At 64.0% G+C, this 18,581-nt stretch carries 13 protein-coding genes; 10 read left to right on the top strand and 3 right to left on the bottom strand.

Annotated features, from left to right (window positions below):
• Positions 1 to 6: 6 nt before the first annotated feature.
• Positions 7 to 954 carry a helix-turn-helix domain-containing protein gene (locus DB459_RS04410; RefSeq protein ID WP_253711724.1) on the bottom strand — a complete coding sequence of 316 codons (948 nt, stop codon included), beginning with the start codon at positions 952 to 954 and terminating at the stop codon, positions 7 to 9.
• A gap of 198 nt (positions 955 to 1,152) precedes the next feature.
• Between DB459_RS04410 and DB459_RS04405 the strand changes: the two genes are divergently transcribed.
• The 8 genes from DB459_RS04405 (at position 1,153) to DB459_RS04370 (ending at position 12,265) form a co-directional block, all read left to right on the top strand.
• The gene (locus DB459_RS04405; protein ID WP_253711723.1) at positions 1,153 to 2,448 is read left to right on the top strand and encodes an ABC transporter substrate-binding protein; all 1,296 of its coding nucleotides are present in this window, start codon (positions 1,153 to 1,155) and stop codon (positions 2,446 to 2,448) included.
• A gap of 16 nt (positions 2,449 to 2,464) precedes the next feature.
• The gene (locus DB459_RS04400) at positions 2,465 to 3,202 is read left to right on the top strand and encodes an ABC transporter ATP-binding protein (protein WP_253711722.1); all 738 of its coding nucleotides are present in this window, start codon (positions 2,465 to 2,467) and stop codon (positions 3,200 to 3,202) included.
• Positions 3,203 to 3,237: 35 nt separating this feature from the next.
• Entirely contained in the window at positions 3,238 to 3,936 is a 699-nt protein-coding gene (locus tag DB459_RS04395; RefSeq protein WP_253711721.1) for an ABC transporter ATP-binding protein, read from the top strand.
• Positions 3,933 to 4,814, top strand: coding sequence for a branched-chain amino acid ABC transporter permease (locus tag DB459_RS04390; RefSeq protein WP_253711720.1), 882 nt, complete (start codon positions 3,933 to 3,935; stop codon positions 4,812 to 4,814). Before DB459_RS04395 ends, DB459_RS04390 begins: the two co-directional genes overlap by 4 nt.
• A gap of 2 nt (positions 4,815 to 4,816) precedes the next feature.
• Entirely contained in the window at positions 4,817 to 6,466 is a 1,650-nt protein-coding gene (locus DB459_RS04385; RefSeq protein ID WP_253711719.1) for a branched-chain amino acid ABC transporter permease, read from the top strand.
• 41 nt (positions 6,467 to 6,507) lie between these two features.
• Positions 6,508 to 8,826 (top strand): LamG domain-containing protein, encoded by a 2,319-nt coding sequence (locus DB459_RS04380; protein WP_253711718.1) that lies wholly within the window; start codon positions 6,508 to 6,510, stop codon positions 8,824 to 8,826.
• A gap of 102 nt (positions 8,827 to 8,928) precedes the next feature.
• Complete coding sequence (locus DB459_RS04375; protein WP_256519306.1) at positions 8,929 to 10,893, top strand: primary-amine oxidase; 1,965 nt, start codon at positions 8,929 to 8,931, stop codon at positions 10,891 to 10,893.
• A 55-nt stretch (positions 10,894 to 10,948) separates the two neighbouring features.
• Complete coding sequence (locus tag DB459_RS04370) at positions 10,949 to 12,265, top strand: MFS transporter (protein WP_256519305.1); 1,317 nt, start codon at positions 10,949 to 10,951, stop codon at positions 12,263 to 12,265.
• A 39-nt stretch (positions 12,266 to 12,304) separates the two neighbouring features.
• On the opposite strand, the gene DB459_RS04365 is transcribed toward DB459_RS04370, so the two are convergent.
• Positions 12,305 to 14,242: an FAD-binding monooxygenase gene (locus DB459_RS04365; RefSeq protein WP_253711716.1), complete on the bottom strand. Its 1,938-nt coding sequence runs from the start codon at positions 14,240 to 14,242 to the stop codon at positions 12,305 to 12,307.
• 147 nt (positions 14,243 to 14,389) lie between these two features.
• On the opposite strand from DB459_RS04365, the gene DB459_RS04360 reads away from it, so the two are divergent.
• The gene (locus tag DB459_RS04360) at positions 14,390 to 14,848 is read left to right on the top strand and encodes a MarR family winged helix-turn-helix transcriptional regulator (protein ID WP_253713418.1); all 459 of its coding nucleotides are present in this window, start codon (positions 14,390 to 14,392) and stop codon (positions 14,846 to 14,848) included.
• 113 nt (positions 14,849 to 14,961) lie between these two features.
• Here DB459_RS04360 and DB459_RS04355 read toward each other — a convergent pair whose 3' ends face one another.
• Positions 14,962 to 15,972 (bottom strand): helix-turn-helix domain-containing protein, encoded by a 1,011-nt coding sequence (locus DB459_RS04355; protein WP_253711715.1) that lies wholly within the window; start codon positions 15,970 to 15,972, stop codon positions 14,962 to 14,964.
• 760 nt (positions 15,973 to 16,732) lie between these two features.
• On the opposite strand from DB459_RS04355, the gene xoxF5 reads away from it, so the two are divergent.
• Complete coding sequence (gene xoxF5, locus DB459_RS04350) at positions 16,733 to 18,541, top strand: lanthanide-dependent methanol dehydrogenase XoxF5 (RefSeq protein WP_253711714.1); 1,809 nt, start codon at positions 16,733 to 16,735, stop codon at positions 18,539 to 18,541.
• Positions 18,542 to 18,581: the final 40 nt, after the last annotated feature.

Raw genomic sequence — 18,581 nt, 5'->3', positions numbered from 1 at the left:
GTCTTGTCATCCGGAGGTGTAGCGCGGCGACAGGCCGAAGCGCCGCTTGAAGCTTACGGAGAAATGCGACTGGCTGGCGAAGCCGCAACGGAACGCGACTTCGCCGAGATTGATTTTGCCGCGCCGGCCACCCTCGACGATCAGGAGATGGGCTTGCTGCAGTCGCTCTTCCTGCAGCACCTGCCTGAACGAGCTGCCGTGATGCTGGAAGATCTTGTGCAGGTAGCGCAGCGAGATCTTGTGATCGGCGGCGGCGCGCTCCGGCGTCAGCGAATGGTCGGCCATCCGCCGGCGGATGTAGGCGGAGATGCTGTTGAACAGCGAGGTGCCCAGCGCCTCTCGGACCAGATGGCCCCGATCGCTCGGCTCGCGGAATTCCAGCATCAGGCAGAGCAGGTCGACGATGCAGTCCTGGATGCGCGCGGTGTGGGCGGATGACTGAAGCTTGAGCACCTGTTCGCACAGGGTGATGATGGCGGGCACCAGCAGCGGATTGGCGAAATTGCCGGTGGCGCACAGGTCGTCGATGTCGTGGTGGCGATGAACGAGATGCTCACGGTCGATCTTGATCGTGATGTTCTCTGATCCGTCGGGAACATCGACGACATAGGGTTCGGCGGCGTTCAGCAGCAGGACATGCCCCGGCTGGACGAGGCCGTCGCGCCCCCGCTGCTGGTATCGCAACAGCTTCCGGGTGGGAAACAGAAAGACGAAATCCTCGGTTCTGTCGGCCTTTGCCGCGCTGGCGTGACGGATCACCCGTTGGGCATCGGCCTTGAAGCTGGAGACGCCGATCGTCCCCGACTGCCAGTCGAGCAGTTCGCCACGCACGCTGCCGGCGTGCGCCGGTCTGATATCGAGCCGGTAGTAGACCTCGGCCATCGCCTGCCGCCAGGCCTCGACGCTGCGCTGGCCTTCAATTCCCGCCGTTGAATAAGAGTTGCTGCGGCTCATGGCGCTCTGGGCCCTAAGTTCAGCGAAACGCTTTCAAGAAACATGCCAGCGGGGCGGGGCTGGTCAGGACGTACGCACCGAAAGAAAAAACAGTGCGCCGGCGGAAAAGACGAGCCGCCCGGCCGGCAATATCCTTCCTGCCATCGCAAGTTGTTGTTCTAAAGATGCTCGACCTGCGCGATAGCAAGAGGGGACCACATGACGAAGCCGCTTACCCGCAGGACTGTCCTCAATCTGGCGTCGACGGGCGTAGCCGCCGCGGCGTTTCCCGCCCCGTTCGTGCCGGCAAGCACGCGCGCCGCCTCAGCCGATCCGATCCAGATCGGCGTGCCGACGGCGCAAACCGCACAGGCCGGTGTCGCCGACCACCAGGACTATCTCAACGGCACGACCCTGGCCCTCGAGGAGATCAATGCGGCCGGCGGCGTGCTCGGGCGCGAGCTCAAGGCGGTCGCCGTCGATGTCGATCCGCTGTCTCCCGAAAGCGGGCAGGTCGCCATCAACAAGCTGATCGATGCCAAGGTGCACGCGATGTCCTGCGCCTTCGTCTTCACCCCGGTGCCGGTCGCCGAGGTCTCGGCGCGTTACAAGGCGCCGTTCCTGTGGGGGCTGACGCAGCGCAACATGACCGATCTCGTCGCCAAGGATCGCGACAAGTATTCGCACATCTTCCAGACCGATCCGTCCGAGGTCCATTACGGCTACACGTTCCCGTTGTTCCTGAAGGCCATGCGCGACCAGGGCGCCTGGAAGCCGCTCAACAACGGCGTCCATATCGTGCAGGAGCAGATCGCCTACAACCAGACCATCTCCAAGGCGCTGCAGGCCGCACTGCCGAAGAGCGACTTCAAGCTCGCCGGCATCACCGACATTCAGTATCCGGTGCAGGACTGGGGTTCGGTGATCCAAGAGATCAAGAAGATCGGTGCCGGCGCCGTGATGATCGACCATTGGGTTGCCGCCGAATACGCCGCCTTCGTCAAGCAGTACAGCGCCGATCCCCTCAAAGGGGCGCTCGTCTATCTGCAATATGGTCCGTCCCAGCCGGAATTTCTCGAACTGTCCGGCCCGGCCGCGGAGGGCTTCGTCTGGAGCACGGTGCTCGGCGTCTATGCCGACGAGAAGGGCAGTGCGTTCCGCGCGAAATACAAGAAGCGTTTCCCGGGTATCATGGGGCTCTGCTACACCGGCAGCGGCTATGACGCGACCTATTACCTGAAGGCGGCCTGGGAGGCGGTCGGCGATCCCGCCAAATTCCAGGAGGTCTGCGATTGGATTCGCAAGACGCCGTATCGCGGCGTCTGCGGATACATGAGCATGAACAATCCCTATCAGGAATGCGCGCATTATCCCGACACCGGTGACGCGATCGGCGCGCGCGACCTGGAGCAGGGCATGGCCCAGCTCTACTTCCAGGTCCAGAACAACGACCACAAGATCGTCTACCCTGATGTGCTCAAGGAGAGCGCGCTGCGCAAGGCGCCGTGGTGGTGACGGGCGGCACGGACCGATGTCAGCTCAACCCCTCTTCGCCTGCAGCGATATCGCTCTCGATCTCGGCGGCCGCTCGATCCTGCGCAGAATTTCGCTCGCCGTCGCGCCCGGCGAGGTGCTCGGCGTCATCGGGCCGAACGGTGCCGGAAAGACCAGCCTGTTCGAGGTGCTGTCCGGGCGGATGCCGCCGAAATCGGGTTCGGTGAGCTACCGCGGCAGGGATATCACCGGCCTGCCGCTGCACCGTCGGGCGCGACTGGGCATCGGCCGGACGTACCAGACGCCGGTCGTGCCCGCCGGCATGACCGTCGCCCAAGTGCTTAAAGCGGCGCGCCAGGCGTATCGCCCGTATCTGACGCCGGACGATTCCGAGTGGGGGGCCGGGCTGGTCGATTTCCGTGTCTCGGGCGCCACCATGGCCGATCAGCTCGATACGCTGAACCGGCGCAAACTGCTGATGACATGCCTGCTGATGCGCCGGCCCTCCGTGCTGCTCATGGATGAGCCCGCGGCCGGGCTGATCAATTCCGAGATCGATGAATTCGACGAGATCATGCGCGTTCTCGCCAAGGAGCTCGATATCGCAGTCGTGTTGATCGAGCATCGCATGGAGCTGCTTGCCGCGGTCGCCGACCGGGTCCTGGTGCTCGATGCCGGCGAGATGATCGCCGATGGGCAGCTTGCCGACATCCTCGTCGACCCGCGGGTGAAGGCCGCCTATTTCGAATTCGACGGCACCGAGGGCTCGCATTGATGCAAGAGACAGCCAACAGGACTGTTGTCCTTGACGTGCGCGGTCTGTCCGCCGGCTGGGGGCCGATGCGGGTGATCCACGATCTCGACCTGACCGTCTTCGCCGGTGAGCGCATCGGGCTGGTCGGCCTCAACGGCCACGGCAAGTCGACGCTGTTTCAGGCGATCGCCGGCCTGACCGGCTGGCAGCGCGGCACGATCCTGCTCAACGGCTTCGAGGTCGGTCGGACCCGGAGCCAGGGGCCCGGCCGTTACACCCATCAGATCGTGAGGCGAGGGCTCGCCCTGATCCCGCAGGGCGACGAAATCTTCCACGGCCTCACTGTCGAGGAGCATCTCGACAGCGGCGCCTATACGCCGCGTGCATGGAAAGAGCGGGCAAGCCGCAAGCGGAGGATCCTCAAGATATTCCCCCCGCTCGAGCGGCTGATGAGCACGCCGGTCGGCCGGCTGTCGGGCGGTGAGCGACGCATGGTGTCGATCGGGCGGGGCCTGATGGCGGACGCGGATCTTTTCCTGGTGGACGAGCCCTCGCTCGGCCTCGCCCCGAAGATCGGAAAGTCGGTGGTCGAGGCGCTGATGGCGGTCGATCTCGGCAACTCGGCCATGGTCATCGCCGAGCAGAATCTCGGGCTGCTGGAGGGCAGGGTGGATCGCATCATCGGCATGCATGCCGGCAAACTGAAGGGCGAAGCGTCCGCTTCCCGGAGCCTGATGGGAGAGCATGGCCGATGAACTGGGGTTTCATCCTCTCCAACGCGATCACGCTCGCCTGCGTCTACGGCACGCTCGCCATCGGGATTTCGCTGACCTGGTCCAGCCTCGGCCTCGTCAACATGGCCTACGGCTTCATCTTCGCCTTCGCCGGCTACGGCGCGTGGCTGGCGAGCGCGCTGATCGGCCCCTATCCGGCCATGGTGATGGCAGCGGGGATCCTCACCGGCGCGCTGGGAGGGTTGATCGTTTGCCTGCTGGCCTTCATTCCCATCCACGACAAGCCGAACTTTCCGATCCGCGCCTTGATCGCGACGCTGGCGATCAGCCTGATCGGCAACCAGACGCTGCTATGGTATTTCGGCCCGCGATCGAAGTCGCTGCCGCGGCTCTTCGGCAGCTGGAGTATCGATGTCGCCGGCGTCGTCCTGACCTCGGACAAGCTCGGCGCCTCGCTCTCCGCCATCGTGCTGCTGACGCTGATCCTGCTCTGGATGCGGTCGAGCCGGCGCGGCCTCGAGATCCGCGCGATGATGATGAACCCGCATGCCGCCTCCATCGTCGGCATCGGGGTGCGGCACACCGGCTTGTATGTGATGGCGTTGACCGGGTCGCTCGCCGGACTCGCCTCGGTGCTGCTCGCGCAGACATATTATGTCGCGCCTTTCAGCGGCATCACGCCCATGGTGAAGGGGTTGAGCATTGCGCTGCTCGGCGGCCTCGGCAGCGTGCCAGGGGCCGTCCTCGGCGCCATCATCCTCGGCTTCAACGAGGCCCTGACCTCGACGCTGCTGGGCGGCCAATACGTCCTTATCACCCAGTTCCTCTTGATCATCCTCGTCCTGCTTGTCCGGCCACGCGGTATTGCCGGCCTGCTCGACAAGGCCCGGGAAGCGTGACCATGACCGATACCGCCCAGCCGATCTGGATCGATCCGACGGACTGTCATTATCCGGAGCATCCCGCCCGCGAGGCGCCGACGAACCGCCATCTCCCGCACCAGGTCACCTGGGACGAGACGCGACAGTTCCGGCCGCGCATGCACCCCGTCGGACGGCTGCGCTACTACCACAAATGGCCGGGGCACGGCGCCCGGCTGTGGTCGCGCGTGCGCTACTGGCCGACGCGGCGCCGCGTGCTGAACGTCCGCGGCGAATACAATCCGAAGACGATGCGCCGCGAAAAGACTATCGTCGACAAGCGGCCGATCTGGTGGGCCCTGGCCTTCGTCGCCCTGCTGCTCGCGCCTCTGTTCGCGCCCGCCGGCGCCTGGAATACGGTGATGAGCGCCGCCGCGGTCTTCGCGATCTATTCGGCGGTGAATCTGTGCTGGATGCTGATCATCGGGACGGCCGGCATCTTCTCGCTTGCCACCTATGCCGTCGTCGGCGCCGCCGCCTACGGCACGACCTATCTCGCGATCCGGCTCGGCCTTCCGTGGTGGATGCTGCCGCTGCTCGGCTCGCTGATCGGGCTCGCCTTCGGAATGGTCATCGCGCTGCCGGCGATGAGGCTCGACGGCTTCTATTACGCGCTCCTGACGCTCGGAGTGGTCGAGCTGTGCCGCGTCTACGTCGTCCAGTCGCGTGAATTCGGTTCCGCTACCGGCGGACTCTACGGCGCGCCGAGCTATCTTCCTGCTGGCCTCGCGCAGTCGCATCGCCTATTGCTGGGCTATTACGCGGCGCTCGCGCTCATGGTGCTGGCGCTGGTCATCTACCGCTTCATCGATGGCAAGAGACTGGGGCGCGTCCTGCGCATGGCGCCGGAAAAGCGCGAGGCCTTCGCGCAGGCCTGCGGGGTCGATTACATCCGGGCGCGCATCCAGGTCTTCCTGATCTCGTCGACCGCCCTCGGCTTCATCGGTGGATTCTACGCGACCCATTTCGGCGGCGCGTCGCCCAACCTGTTCTCCTTCGACACGCTGCTGCTGTCGCTGGCGATGCTGGTGATCGGGGGAATTGGGCGCGCGGAAGGCGCGGTCGCGGGAACGGCGATCGTCGTCTTCATCGACCGGATACTGATCGACCTCGGGCCGCTGCGCTTCATCCTGATCGGGGCGATCATGCTCGCGGTCGTCCTGTTTCTGCGCGACGGCCTGTTCGGCATCAAGCAGCAGTTCCGCACCTGGCGTGACAAGAAGAAGAGCGAGCGGCGGGCCACACGATCGGAGAAAGGCGGAGAGATGCTACCCGAAGAAGCGACCGAGACCGAGGACAAGGACCAGATCTTCTTCCGCCGCTTCGACAAGATGCAGCGCGACTTCCTCAAGCGCCTGGTCAGCGATGCGGTGATCGAGGAGCACCGGATGCGCCCCCTCGGACAGCACAGCGAACCGCTCGAGCGACTGCTGATCTATTTCCGGCGGCAGGGTCAGGTCGACAAATACGCGATCATGGTGATCGAGGAGTTCAAGGCCTATCGCATCGTCGCGCTGTCCGGGCATCGCGGCACCGCCCCGCGGGTGGTCGAGGACCGTCTCTATGGCACCCCGGACGAAGCCTACCACGCGCTGTTCCTGCGCCGGGTCCAGGACCTGCTGGAAAGCTGATCCGTTCGCATCACCACCTTTGAAGAAGAGATTTACGACGTATGGCCGAGCAGAAGATCTTTGGGTATGCCGACAAGATTTCGGTCAAGCCCGGCGACGATATCGAATTCTACGTTCATGCTGACGGCACCAGGTCCGTCGACGCCCAGCTCGTGCGCCTGATCCACGGCGATTCCCATCCGGCCGGGCCCGGCTATCGTGAGGAGGTGGTGGACTGCGAACTGAACGGACAATGGCCGGTTCGCAAGCAATACACCCAGGTCGGCTCGTTCCTGACGGTGGCGGATCCCGACGGTCGGCTCGCCCTGAACGGCAGTTTCACGCTTGCGACCTTCGTCTTTCCAAACCGTCCTGGCGGCGGCATGCGCCAGTGCCTGATGGGACGCTGGGACGCATTCGGCAATCGCGGCTACGGCCTGTGGCTCAATCCCGACGGCCTGCTCGAATTCGGCTATGGCGACGGCAGCGAAGTCGACTACCTCGACGGCGAGGTGCCACTGCTCAAGAGCAACTGGTACTTCGTCGCGGCGAGCTTCGACGCCCGCACCGGCGTCGCGACGCTCTATCAGGAGGGCGTCTCGAACCGCTACAACGGCCTGCTCAGCAAGGTCGCCAATGTGGATTTCCGCTCGCACGTCCGCGAGAGCCTGCGCTTCCGCCCGCACAATCCCCCCGAGTTGCCGTTCATCATGGCGGGGGCACAGGACTTCCATACGTTGCGTGGCCACTTCGTCACGCAATGCTTCAATGGAAAGCTCGATCGTCCCGCAGTTTTCGACCGCGTGCTGTCGCGCGCCGAGCTCGACCAGTTTTGCGCCAGCGGCGTGCCGCCGGCGAGCGGTCAGGTCGCGTTCTGGGACACCTCGCTCGGCTACACGGCAACCGGCATCGGCGACCGGGTGGTCGACGCCGGCCCTTATGCGCTGCATGCCGCGGGCTACAATCGTCCGGTGCGCGGCCAGACCGGATTCAACTGGGCCGGGCGTGACGATTGCTATCGTCTCGCTCCGCACCAGTACGGCGGCATCGAGTTCCACGACGACGCGATCATCGACTGCAAGTGGGAGCTGACCAAGCGCCTGAAGCTCCCGAAGCTGCGTAGCGGCGCATATGCGTTCCGGCTGCGGGTCGGCGATGGTCGGGGGCTGCGCGAGGAATACATCGTGTTCTTCGTCCGGCCGGAGCGGCCGACCGCGCCGATCCTGTTCCTGGTGCCCACCGCCAGCTATCTCGCCTATGCCAATGAACATCTCAGCTTCGACGCCGAGATCATGCAGCCGCTGGCCGGCCAGTCGCCGATCGTCTCGGAGACCGACGTCGAGCTCTATCAGACGGCGGAGTTCGGCCTCTCGCTCTACGATCACCACAGCGATGGGGCGGGGGTGTGCTACAGCACCTATCGCAGGCCGATCCTCAACATGCGACCCAAGGCCCGGATGTCGTCGATGGGGGTGACCTGGCAATTCCCCGCGGATTTGTCGATCATCGCCTGGCTCGAGCACATGGGCTACAGCTATGACGTCGTGACCGACGAGGATCTCAACCGCGAGGGCGTGGCGCTGCTCGAGCCCTACCGCGTCGTGCTCAGCGGCACCCATCCGGAATACGTCTCGGAGCCCATTCTCGATGCCGTCGAAGACTACATCGGGTCGGGCGGCCGCTTTCTCTATCTCGGCGGCAACGGCTACTACTGGAATATCGGCTATCACCCCGACGATCCCTGGTGCATCGAGGTCCGCAAGCTAAACTCGGGCATGCGCGCCTGGCAGGCCCGCCCCGGCGAGTATTATCTCGCCACCACCGGTCAGAAGAGCGGGCTGTGGAAGGATCTCGGCCGTCCACCGCAGAAAGTGTTCGGCATCGGCTTCATATCCGAGGGGTTCGACTCGGCGCGGCCGTTCCGCCGCATGCCCGACAGCTGGCATCGCCGCGCAGGATGGATGTTCGAGGGGATCGAGGGCGAGATCATCGGCGATTTCGGCCTCGCCCAGGGAGCGGCCGGCGGACTGGAACTCGATCGTTATGACCTGACGCTGGGCACGCCGCCGCATGCGCTGATCGTCGCGTCGTCGGGAGGTCACAGCGACAATTACCAGACCGTGGTCGAGGAAGTGCTCTATCCCTATCCCGGCCTGTCCGGCTCTCACGATTATCGGGTGCGCGCCGACATGGTCTATTTCACGACTCCCGAGCACGGCGCGGTGTTCTCGACAGGCTCGATCGCCTTCAGCCAGTCGCTGCCCTTCAACGATTTCGACAACAACGTGTCGCGGCTGCTCGCCAACGTGGTGTCGGCCTTTGCCAAGCCTGGGAAGCTGCCCGGCTCGGCCTGGACGGCGGAAGAGAAGCAGTGGCGCTGACCCGCGGTCGAGCCGATCGCCGGCGGGTGGGCGCGCCGCCAGGAACTGCAATTTGTGCAATTTCACGATGAGATCGTCGGACCAACCAGAAGGGATCGTTCTATGAACACCGGAAAAACGACTGATGATGGCGCTGCATGTCATTGTGGTAACCCGGACAAGGTCAGCGGCGCGCCGCACCCTCTGGACCCGCTCTCCAGGGAAGAGCTTCTCGAGGTTTTCCGGATCGTGCGGGCTGATGCCAATTTCGGCGCGGGATTCTGCTTCGAGACCGTCGAACTCTACGAGCCCGCCAAGGAGATCGTGCGCTCGTTCCGGCAGGGTGATCCCGTTCCCAGGCAGGCGCGCGCCAATCTTTTCCAGATCGAACGCGACGGCGTCTGGCGCCTCATCGTGTCGTTGGACGAGAAGAAAGTCCTCAAGTCGGACTATATCGCCTCCGCGAAGCCGATGATCCAGCTCGAACAGTTCACGACCATCGAGGAAGCGGTCAGGCGGTCGCCGGACTTCATCGCCGCCTGCAAGCGTCGCGGTATCGATGACATGGAGAGCGTTTGCATCGACCCATGGTCCGCCGGGAATTTCGACATTCCGGACGAAGAAGGCCGATACCTTGCCCACGTCTTCGCGTGGCTGCGCCTCGGGGAGAACGAAAACTTCTACGCCCATCCGATCGGCGGGCTGAACGCAATCGTCGACATCAAGACCGGCGAGGTGCTGCGCGTCGACGATCACGAGATCATTCCGATACCGAAGAAGGGGGGCAACTACGAGGCCCAGTTCATCGACAAGCCCCGTCAGCCTTACAAGCCGCTCAATGTTGTCCAGCCGGAGGGGGTTTCGTTCAAGCTCAATGGCCATCAGGTCAGCTGGGACAAGTGGGCTTTTCGCATCGGCTTCAACTCTCGCGAGGGCTTGACGCTTCACGACATCAGTTACGACGGAAGGCCGGTGATGTATCGTGCATCGCTGGTCGAGATGGTGGTGCCATACGGTACGCCGGATCTCGGTCATTTCCGCAAGAATGTCTTCGACATCGGCGAGTATGGAATCGGCAAGCTGGCAAACTCGCTCAAGCTCGGTTGCGATTGTCTCGGGGCGATCCAGTATCTCGATGCCAACCTTGCCACGATGAATGGCGATGTCGTCACGATCGAGAACGCCGTCTGCATCCATGAAGAGGACGCAGGGCTTCTCTGGAAGCACTGGGATTTTCGCACCGATCGCGTCGAATCCCGCCGGGCCCGCAGGTTCGTCGTCTCCTGCATCTGCACGGTCGCCAACTACGAGTACGGCATCTTCTGGTATTTCCACACGGACGGCTCGATCGAGCTGGAGCTGAAGGCGACCGGCGTCATCAATACGACCGCCTGCCATCCCGGGAAGCCCGGTCGTTATGGCAAGGAGGTCTCGCCGGGCGTTCTCGGGCACATTCACCAGCATATCTTCTGCGCCCGGCTGGACATGAGCGTCGACGGTGACCGCAACAGGGTTGTCGAACTGAACACCTATGCCGCGCCGGAAGGGCCGGACAATCCTTATGGCAACGCCTTCTACGAGGAGGAGACGGTGCTGCGCTCGGAGCTCGCGGCCGGTCGGCGGGCGAATCTGGAAACCCATCGCGCGTGGAGGATCGCAAGCGCCGAGCGCAAGAACCACGTCGGCCTGCCGACCGCCTACAAGCTGGAGCCGACGCATCCCGTGACGCCCTTCGTCGCCGCCAACTCGCCGTCCGGCCGTCGTTCGGCTTTCACCAGCAATCAGCTGTGGGTCACGGCGTTCGATCCCGAGGAGCGTTATCCCGCCGGCGAATACATGAACCACTCGGACGGGTCGGGCGGGGTCGCCGATTTCGTCAAGAAGGACAGGCCGCTGGTCGACCAGGATCTGGTAGTCTGGCACACCTTTGGGCTCCATCACCAGGTCCGTCCGGAGGACTTTCCCGTCCAGCCATGCATCTTCACCGGATTCAAGCTGATGCCGAGCGGCTTCTTCGACCACAATCCAGGCATCGACCTGGTGAGCGAAACCAACGCTGCGAGCTGCCACGCCAAGGCTGATCGATAGGTTCGCGCGGCGGGGAAAGCGTCGAAGCGCTTCCTCGCCTCTTGAGAAACATGAGATGAGTGTCGCTGCCGGGCGTCGCCGCGGGAGAGTGGCGAGGCATGCACTGCTGATCGCCAGCGCCGGCGCGACCGCCTCGAGCGCGGTCGTGAGCGCCCTGCCGCTTGTCATTGCCGACTCGCTCGTGCGCGAGCGTCAGTGGTCGGAAGCGACGCTGTTGGGCGGAATCTCGGCCGGGATGCTGTTGTCGGTCGCGGCCGCGCCCTTGGGGGCCTTCCTCATTGCGCGCGTCGGCTTGCGCCGAACGATCGCGAGCGTGTTGTGCGTCCTGCTCGGCATGCTCCTGCTGTCGGCCGTCGACCTGCAGCCGCGGCAATTGGCGCTGGTCTGGGCGCTTGGCATCGGGGCAAGCGGTTGCATCGGGCCGATGGTGGTGGGATCGGTCGTCACCGCCGAACGTTATCCGCAGCACTGTGCCACCGCCTCCGGCTTGTTCCTGTCCTGCGCGCTCGCGGCGCCGATGCTCGCGCTGCCGCTTTCGGCGGTGCTGATCGAAAGCCTTGGGCGGGTGGCGGTGATCTCGACGATGGCGGTCGTGGTCGTCGCCGCCATCTCCTGTGCCGCCGTCTTCATCCCGGACCGTTGCCGTTCCGCTCAGGTCGGGAATGCGGCTCTCGCCTCGCGGCGGTCGGTCGCCGCGTCGGCGCGGGATGGAAATTTCTGGCTGCTGCTGGTCCTGACATGCGTCTGCGGCGTCACATCGACGGGACTCGTCGGCAATCACCTGATCAGCATCTGCCGTGTCGAGGGGCTCAGCGCATCGTCGGGCGCCGGCGCAGTCGCGGCCAGCGGCATCGCGGCGGTGATCGGCGGGCTCGCCTTCGGCGCGGCGGCCGATCGCTTGTCAGGAATGCGGCTCCTGGCCGCCTACTACTTTGGCCGCGCGGTGCTCCTGTTGTGGCTGCCGCTGAGCTCGTTCAGCTTGCGGGAGCTTTCGGAATTCGCCGTGCTCTACGGCCTTGATTCGGCCGCGACGATGCCGGCCCTCGTGCGCATCGGCCTGGATCGGTTCGGACGGCTGCAGATCGGCGGCGTCATGTCGATCCTTGCCGTGGCGCATCACGGCGCGGCCGCCGCGACGACGTTCGCCGTCGCGGCCGCCGGTCCGCAGTATTACCCGCTCGCGTTCGCCGCCGGCGGCGTACTCTGCCTTGTCGCGGGTCTCTTGCTCGTCGTCCGCCCGCAGTGGATCAGCCAGCATCTCTGCCTCGCACGACTGCAGCAGCCCGCCATTGACGCCGTGGATCTCGCCGGAAACGGCGCGGATCGCCGGCCTCCATCCTGCCGCGCAGTGCGCCGGCTCGATCGGCCATGACGGAGACGCTCGCGCCGGGATGTAATCGATGCTCTGCTTTCAGTTCCGTTGCAACATGAAGCCGTCGAAGAATGCCGCGAGCTGCGCATGAGCCGAGAGCGGGAGAACATGCGCGACATACTGATCCGGCCGGACGACGACCATGCATCCCGCTTCTCGATCGATGCCGCGGATTTTGAAGATGTCGCGACCGTCCTCGAGATCGGCGCAGAAGATCTTTTCGTAATCGCGAAGTCCGTAACGACCCTTCTGCGGCAGAAGGAAGGAAGGCAGGGCTTCGATGGCGAGCTCGCGATGACCCTGCTGGAATACCGCACGGACATCGATGACCGAATCGATGTCCTCTGCACGCGGAGTGTACCGCCGGACGGGAGAGTCCGGATCTTCGGCCAGAAAGTCGCACAAGGCGTGAATAGCGGACCTGGCTGCAGTCGGATCCTCTGCTCCGGCAAAGGCGAAGATCCGCCAGCGGCCATCAGCCTTGACGGCATGGCCGAGGTGAACCGGCCTGGCGTCCGCGAGACGGATGACCGGCGCGGAATGCAGGCGCGTGCCGACGACGAATCCTGTCGCAAGATGCTGATGGCGCGGTTCGGCGGTGATCATCGACGGACGATACTGCGTCGCAGTTCCCGCGGTGTAGCGCCCGTGTCTGACGAAATAATTCTGGGTCCTGGCGGGATCGAACCCGTCACCTTCTCCGCTGTTCGCGGATGCCAGGATCGCGGCCCATTCTCGGTCGAAATCGATCAGCTCCTTCGCAATGGCCTGGCGTTCCGCGGAGTATGTCTGCAGGAGGCGAGGAGCGCACTGCTTCCGGAGAACCGAAGCGAGCTTCCACGCCAGGTTGAAGGCATCCTGCATGGATACGTTCATGCCCTGGCCGGCTTTCGGGCTATGGGTGTGGCAGGCATCGCCGGCTATGAACACGCGGGGCAGGTGCGTCTGGGTCTCGTCGGCCGGGACGTCGTCGAATTTGTCGCATAGCCGCTGGCCGATCTCGTAAACGGACCACCATGCGATGTCTTTCACCTCGAGCGTATACGGGTTGAGAATTCGCTGCGCCTTCGCGATCAGATCATCGACAGTGACGTTGCGGCTGGAGACCCTCTCGCCCACGTCGAGAGCAGCGAGTTCAACATATAGCCGAACAAGATAGCCGCCTTCCCTCGGGATGACGATGATGCTGCCCTCGGTCGAGGATTGGATCAGCGATTTCAGGCGAATGTCCGGAAAATCGGTGACAGCCAGGACGTCCATCACTCCCCAGGCATGGTTGGCGGAATCGCCGTGGAGAACGCGCCCGATGGATTTGCGTACAGTGCTGCGGGCGCCGTCGCAGCCGATGACGAAGCGGGCCCGGACTGTCTCGATCTGTCCCTCGTGCGAGGGGTCGAGGCGCTCGAGCCTGACGGTCACCGGGCGGGAGGAGCCGTCGGCACCGGCCGCGGTCGCGTCGGCCCGAACCTCGAGCGCGCGCCGTGCATAGTACGGCTCGAGTTTGGCCGCCGATCTGCGCATGTGGTCGAGGAAGAAGTCATGCACCCGGGCCTGATTCAAAATGACGTGCGGGAATTCCGAGAGCCCGTCCTCGACGTCCTGGACCCTGCCGCTGCGGACGATCTTCTCACAGGAGGTGTCGTCCGGTTTCCAGAACGTCGTCTCGTTGACCCAATAGGCCTCCTTCAGCACGCGCTCGCTGAAGTCGAAGGCGTGGAACATCTCCATCGTGCGGCAGGCGATGCCGTCGGCCTGGCCGCGGAGCAATCGGCCAGCCTTCTGGTCCACGATGCAGGTCTTGATGTCAGGGAAGGCAGCAAGCTGCGCCGCCAGGGTCAAACCCGCCGGCCCGCAACCGACGATCAGGACATCGACCTCTTCCGGAACGGTGCCGGATGCCCCCGGCGGCGAATGCCGCTCGGTCGGATCGACGATTTCCGGATCGCCCGGCTCGAAGCCGTTGAGGTGGAACTGCATCAGACGCCTCCGTGCCGGACTGTCCGGGGGCGGAGCGATCGCGCTCCCGGGTATTTACTCAGCATGCTGATCATCAGTATACTAGTCAACCCGATTGTTGAGGAGGGCGCGGTGAAAGATAGCGGTGTGGTAAGAGACAACAATGAGATGCCCGGCCATCTGGCGCGCCGCTTTCAGCAGATCGCGGTGGCTGTGTTCGTCAACGAGGTCGAGGAGGCAGGATTTGACCTCACCCCCGTGCAATACGCGGCTCTCTCGGCCGTCGGCGCGAGCCCGGGAATTGATCAAGTGACGCTGGCCGGATTGATTGCCTATGATCGAACGACGATTACCGGGGTCGTCGACCGCTTGGTGCAGAAGGGCTTGATGGTCCGCCACCCGAGCAGCCGGGACAGGCGCGCCCGCGAATTGCGGCTCACCGTTGAGGGCGGGCGAACTCTTCGCAGGATAGTGCCGGCGGTCGAGGCCGCGCAGCGGATCATGCTGCGCGGCCTGACCGAAAAGGAAGCAGAGCAGTTCCTGCGGCTTCTGCGGAAGACGATCGCTGCGGCCAACGAACTCAGTAGAGCGCCGTTGCGAGACGTGGCAAGGGGCGAGCCAGGTTGATCGTCGGTCGCATCACGCGACGATCTTCGCGCCTGTCGACGAACGCCCGCATCGAGGATGTCGGACGGACATCGGCCGGGCAGCGTGGCGGCCAGAAGCGCGCCGCGCCCAAACTATGCGCTGGGAAACCTGAAGGTCCGGACCGATTGCTTCATCAAGGCATCCGGGGCGAGATGATGCTGGTGCTGCACCTTGAGGATGGACGACGGCGAGACGCCGAAGTACCGCCGGAAGACGCGGCTGAAGTGCGACGAGCTGGAAAAGCCCCACGAGAACGCGACGTCGGTGATGGTCTTGCCCTGGGCGTCCTCAAGCTCCTGACGGCAGTTCTGCAGCCGTGCCTGCCAGATATAGTCGCTGACGGTCATGCCGCGGTCGCTGAAGATCATGTGCAGATAGCGCTTGCTGCAGCCCAGCGCGGCCGAAATCTGCTCGATGCTCAGCTCCGGGTCGCGCAGGTGGTCGCGGATGAACGCCTGGGCCTTGAGATACAGGGCGGCTGGACCGCTGCGATCGGACATCGTCCCGACCTCGCGAAGAGGCAGGAGCAGTAGATCGATCAGGGTGTCGGCGAGGCTGGTCGCGGTGGACGGCGACAGTCTTGGCGCTTCGCCGAAGGCCGCGTGGACAAAGTCATGGACGATCCGGCCGGTGCCGGTCCGGGCCGAGACCTTGCACACCGGCATCTTCGCCGAATGGAAGCCGCGCTCCTCGAGCAATTCCGTCGGCACGATGACGACCTCGTGCCGCGTCAGCGACGGGCTGATGATCGTATGGGGGCCGGAAACGTCATAGGCGAGACAATCGCCGGGCATGAGCTCGATGCGGCGCCCATCCTGCTCGAAATGGGATATTCCGTAGGTCTGGAACAGGACCTTGACGAAGGGATGCTCCGCCTTCCTGACCCGCGAGTTGGGAAGGGCAATGCGGTGCTGGCTGGCCTCGATCTGGCAGAGCTTCAGCCGCGACACCGTCGTGTAGTTGATGTGGCCCTCGAGTGAGGACGCTCCCAGGGGATCAACGTCGAATTTCCCGCAAAGCTCGGTCAGCGCATCGGTCCAGTACTGAACCTGCGTCTTGGGCGTCAATCCAGTGGTGCTCAGCGAACGAAGGCTATTGGACATGAACCAACCACATGAGTGACGCGAGACCGAAACCCAGCTATCCGCCGCGAGGCGCGATATCGGTTACCGATACAACCAGTGTTGCGATACCACTTGCGGAGACACCACCGCGCGAAACGGGCGCTGAGAGACCATCGCAAAGACAACGGTGTTGGAGAGACGCCAATTTTGGGAGACACCGGTATTGGAACGACACCGGTGGCAAGGTGGCGCTTGCCTACAGTTCAATGCGGGTCGCTGGAGCCCAAGGGGTGTGTCGAGCAGCGTTCCTCCGGTACCTTCTTTGTTAAATCCTCCAATTTAGTTCGCCTTCCGTCAAGCGGAACCTTCGTTGCCGGAAACCGGTGGAGTTGTGCATCGGCACACGCGCTATCGCAGGTGCGAAATCAACCCGGAAATACTGCCGGGTGAAGCTGCGGAATAAAAAGTCAGTCTCGTTTCGCTCAGGAACAAGTCGGTTTCCCTCTTGGGCAAGTCTCCCGGCGCCGGACCGGTTAGGGATTCCAGATCAAAATGGAACACGTGGGTCGTCTCGGGCGGTGACCCAGAGAGTGCAATCGGGAGGAGGGATCTGCGGGGGACAACGTCCCAAGTCTACCGACTGTTGAGGGAGACCCAGACCAGGTGATCCGGCGCCAAAAAGCCGTGACCGGCGGTCGCAACAATTCTCCCGCACAAGAGCTGACGCTGGACCGGGGTAGCCCAGCGACAATTCGATGGTTGACAGCCAGACAGAGAAAAAACTCGGGAAGGATTCGCTATGCGCAAGGTGATGCTGATGACTTGCCTGAGCGTCACGGCCTTGATGGCCGCAGGCGCGGCTCGTGCCAACGACGAGCTGAATAAGATGTCGCAGGACCCGAAGGGTTGGGTCATGCCGGCCGGCGATTACGCCAATACGCGCTACTCGAAGCTCAAGCAGATCACGCCCGCCAATGTCGGCAAGCTCCAGGTGGCCTGGACCTTCTCGACCGGCGTGTTGCGCGGCCACGAAGGCGGCCCGCTGATCATCGGCGACGTGATGTACGTCCACACGCCGTTCCCCAACAAGGTCTATGCTCTCGACCTCAAGAACGAGAACAAGATCATCTGGCACTACGAGCCCAAGCAGGATCCCAACGTCATTCCGGTGATGTGCTGCGACACCGTCAACCGCGGCCTCGCCTATGGCGACGGCCTGATCATCCTGCACCAGGCCGACACCACGCTGGTGGCGCTCGACGCCAAGACCGGCAAGGTGGCCTGGAGCACCAAGAACGGCGATCCCAGCAAGGGCGGGACCGGCACCTCGGCGCCGCTGGTGGTCAAGGACAAGGTCCTGGTCGGCATCTCCGGCGGCGAGTTCGGCGTGCAGTGCCACGTCACCGCCTACGACCTCAAGACCGGCAAGCAGGCCTGGCGCGCCTTCTCCGAAGGCCCGGACGACCAGATCAAGCTCGATCCGGAAAAGACCACTGTGCTCGGCAAGCCGGTCGGCAAGGACTCGAGCCTGAAGACCTGGCAGGGCGATCAGTGGAAGATCGGCGGCGGCTGCACCTGGGGCTGGCTGTCCTACGATCCGGCTCTGAACCTCGTCTATTACGGTTCGGGCAACCCCTCGACCTGGAATCCGAAGCAGCGTCCGGGTGACAACAAGTGGTCGATGACCATCTTCGCCCGTGATCCTGACACCGGCGTCGCCAAGTGGGTCTACCAGATGACCCCCCATGACGAATGGGACTATGACGGCGTCAACGAGATGATCCTCACCGATCAGACGATCAACGGCACGCCGCGCAAGCTGTTGACCCATTTCGACCGCAACGGTCTCGGCTATACCCTCGACCGCACCAACGGCGAACTGCTGGTCGCCGAGAAGTACGATCCGAAGGTCAACTGGACGACCGGCGTCGACATGAACAAGAGCTCGCCGACCTACGGCCGGCCGAAGGTCGTCGACCAGTACTCGACCGACAAGGCCGGCGAGGATCACAACGTCAAGGGCATCTGCCCGGCGGCGCTCGGCTCCAAGGACGAGCAGCCGGCGGCCTATTCGCCGGAGACGCAGCTGTTCTACGTGCCGACCAACCACGTCTGCATGGACTACGAGCCGTTCAAGGTGAGCTACAGCGCGGGCCAGCCCTATGTCGGCGCCACGCTCTCGATGTATCCGCCTGCCGGCGAAACCAACATGGGCAACTTCATCGCCTGGGACGGCAAGACCGGCAAGATCGTGTGGTCGAACAAGGAGCAGTTCTCGGTGTGGTCGGGTGCGCTCGCCACCGCCGGTGGCGTGGTGTTCTACGGCACGCTCGAGGGCTACCTGAAGGCGGTCGACGCCAAGACGGGCAAGGAACTGTACAAGTTCAAGACCCCGTCGGGCATCATCGGCAACGTCACGACCTATGAACATGGCGGCCAGCAGTACGTGGCGGTTCTGTCCGGCGTCGGCGGCTGGGCCGGCATCGGCCTCGCTGCGGGGCTGACCGATCCGACGGCGGGTCTGGGCGCGGTCGGCGGCTATGCCGCCCTGAGCAGCTACACCGCGCTCGGTGGTACGCTCACCGTGTTCACGCTGCCGCGAAGCTGACAACGACATGTCCCGGCGCGAAAACCTTCGCGCCGGGACA

The sequence above is a fragment of the Bradyrhizobium sp. WD16 genome, from assembly GCF_024181725.1.
Classification (GTDB): Bacteria; Pseudomonadota; Alphaproteobacteria; order Rhizobiales; family Xanthobacteraceae; genus Bradyrhizobium_A.
This window is presented reverse-complemented; position numbering and strand designations above follow the sequence as displayed.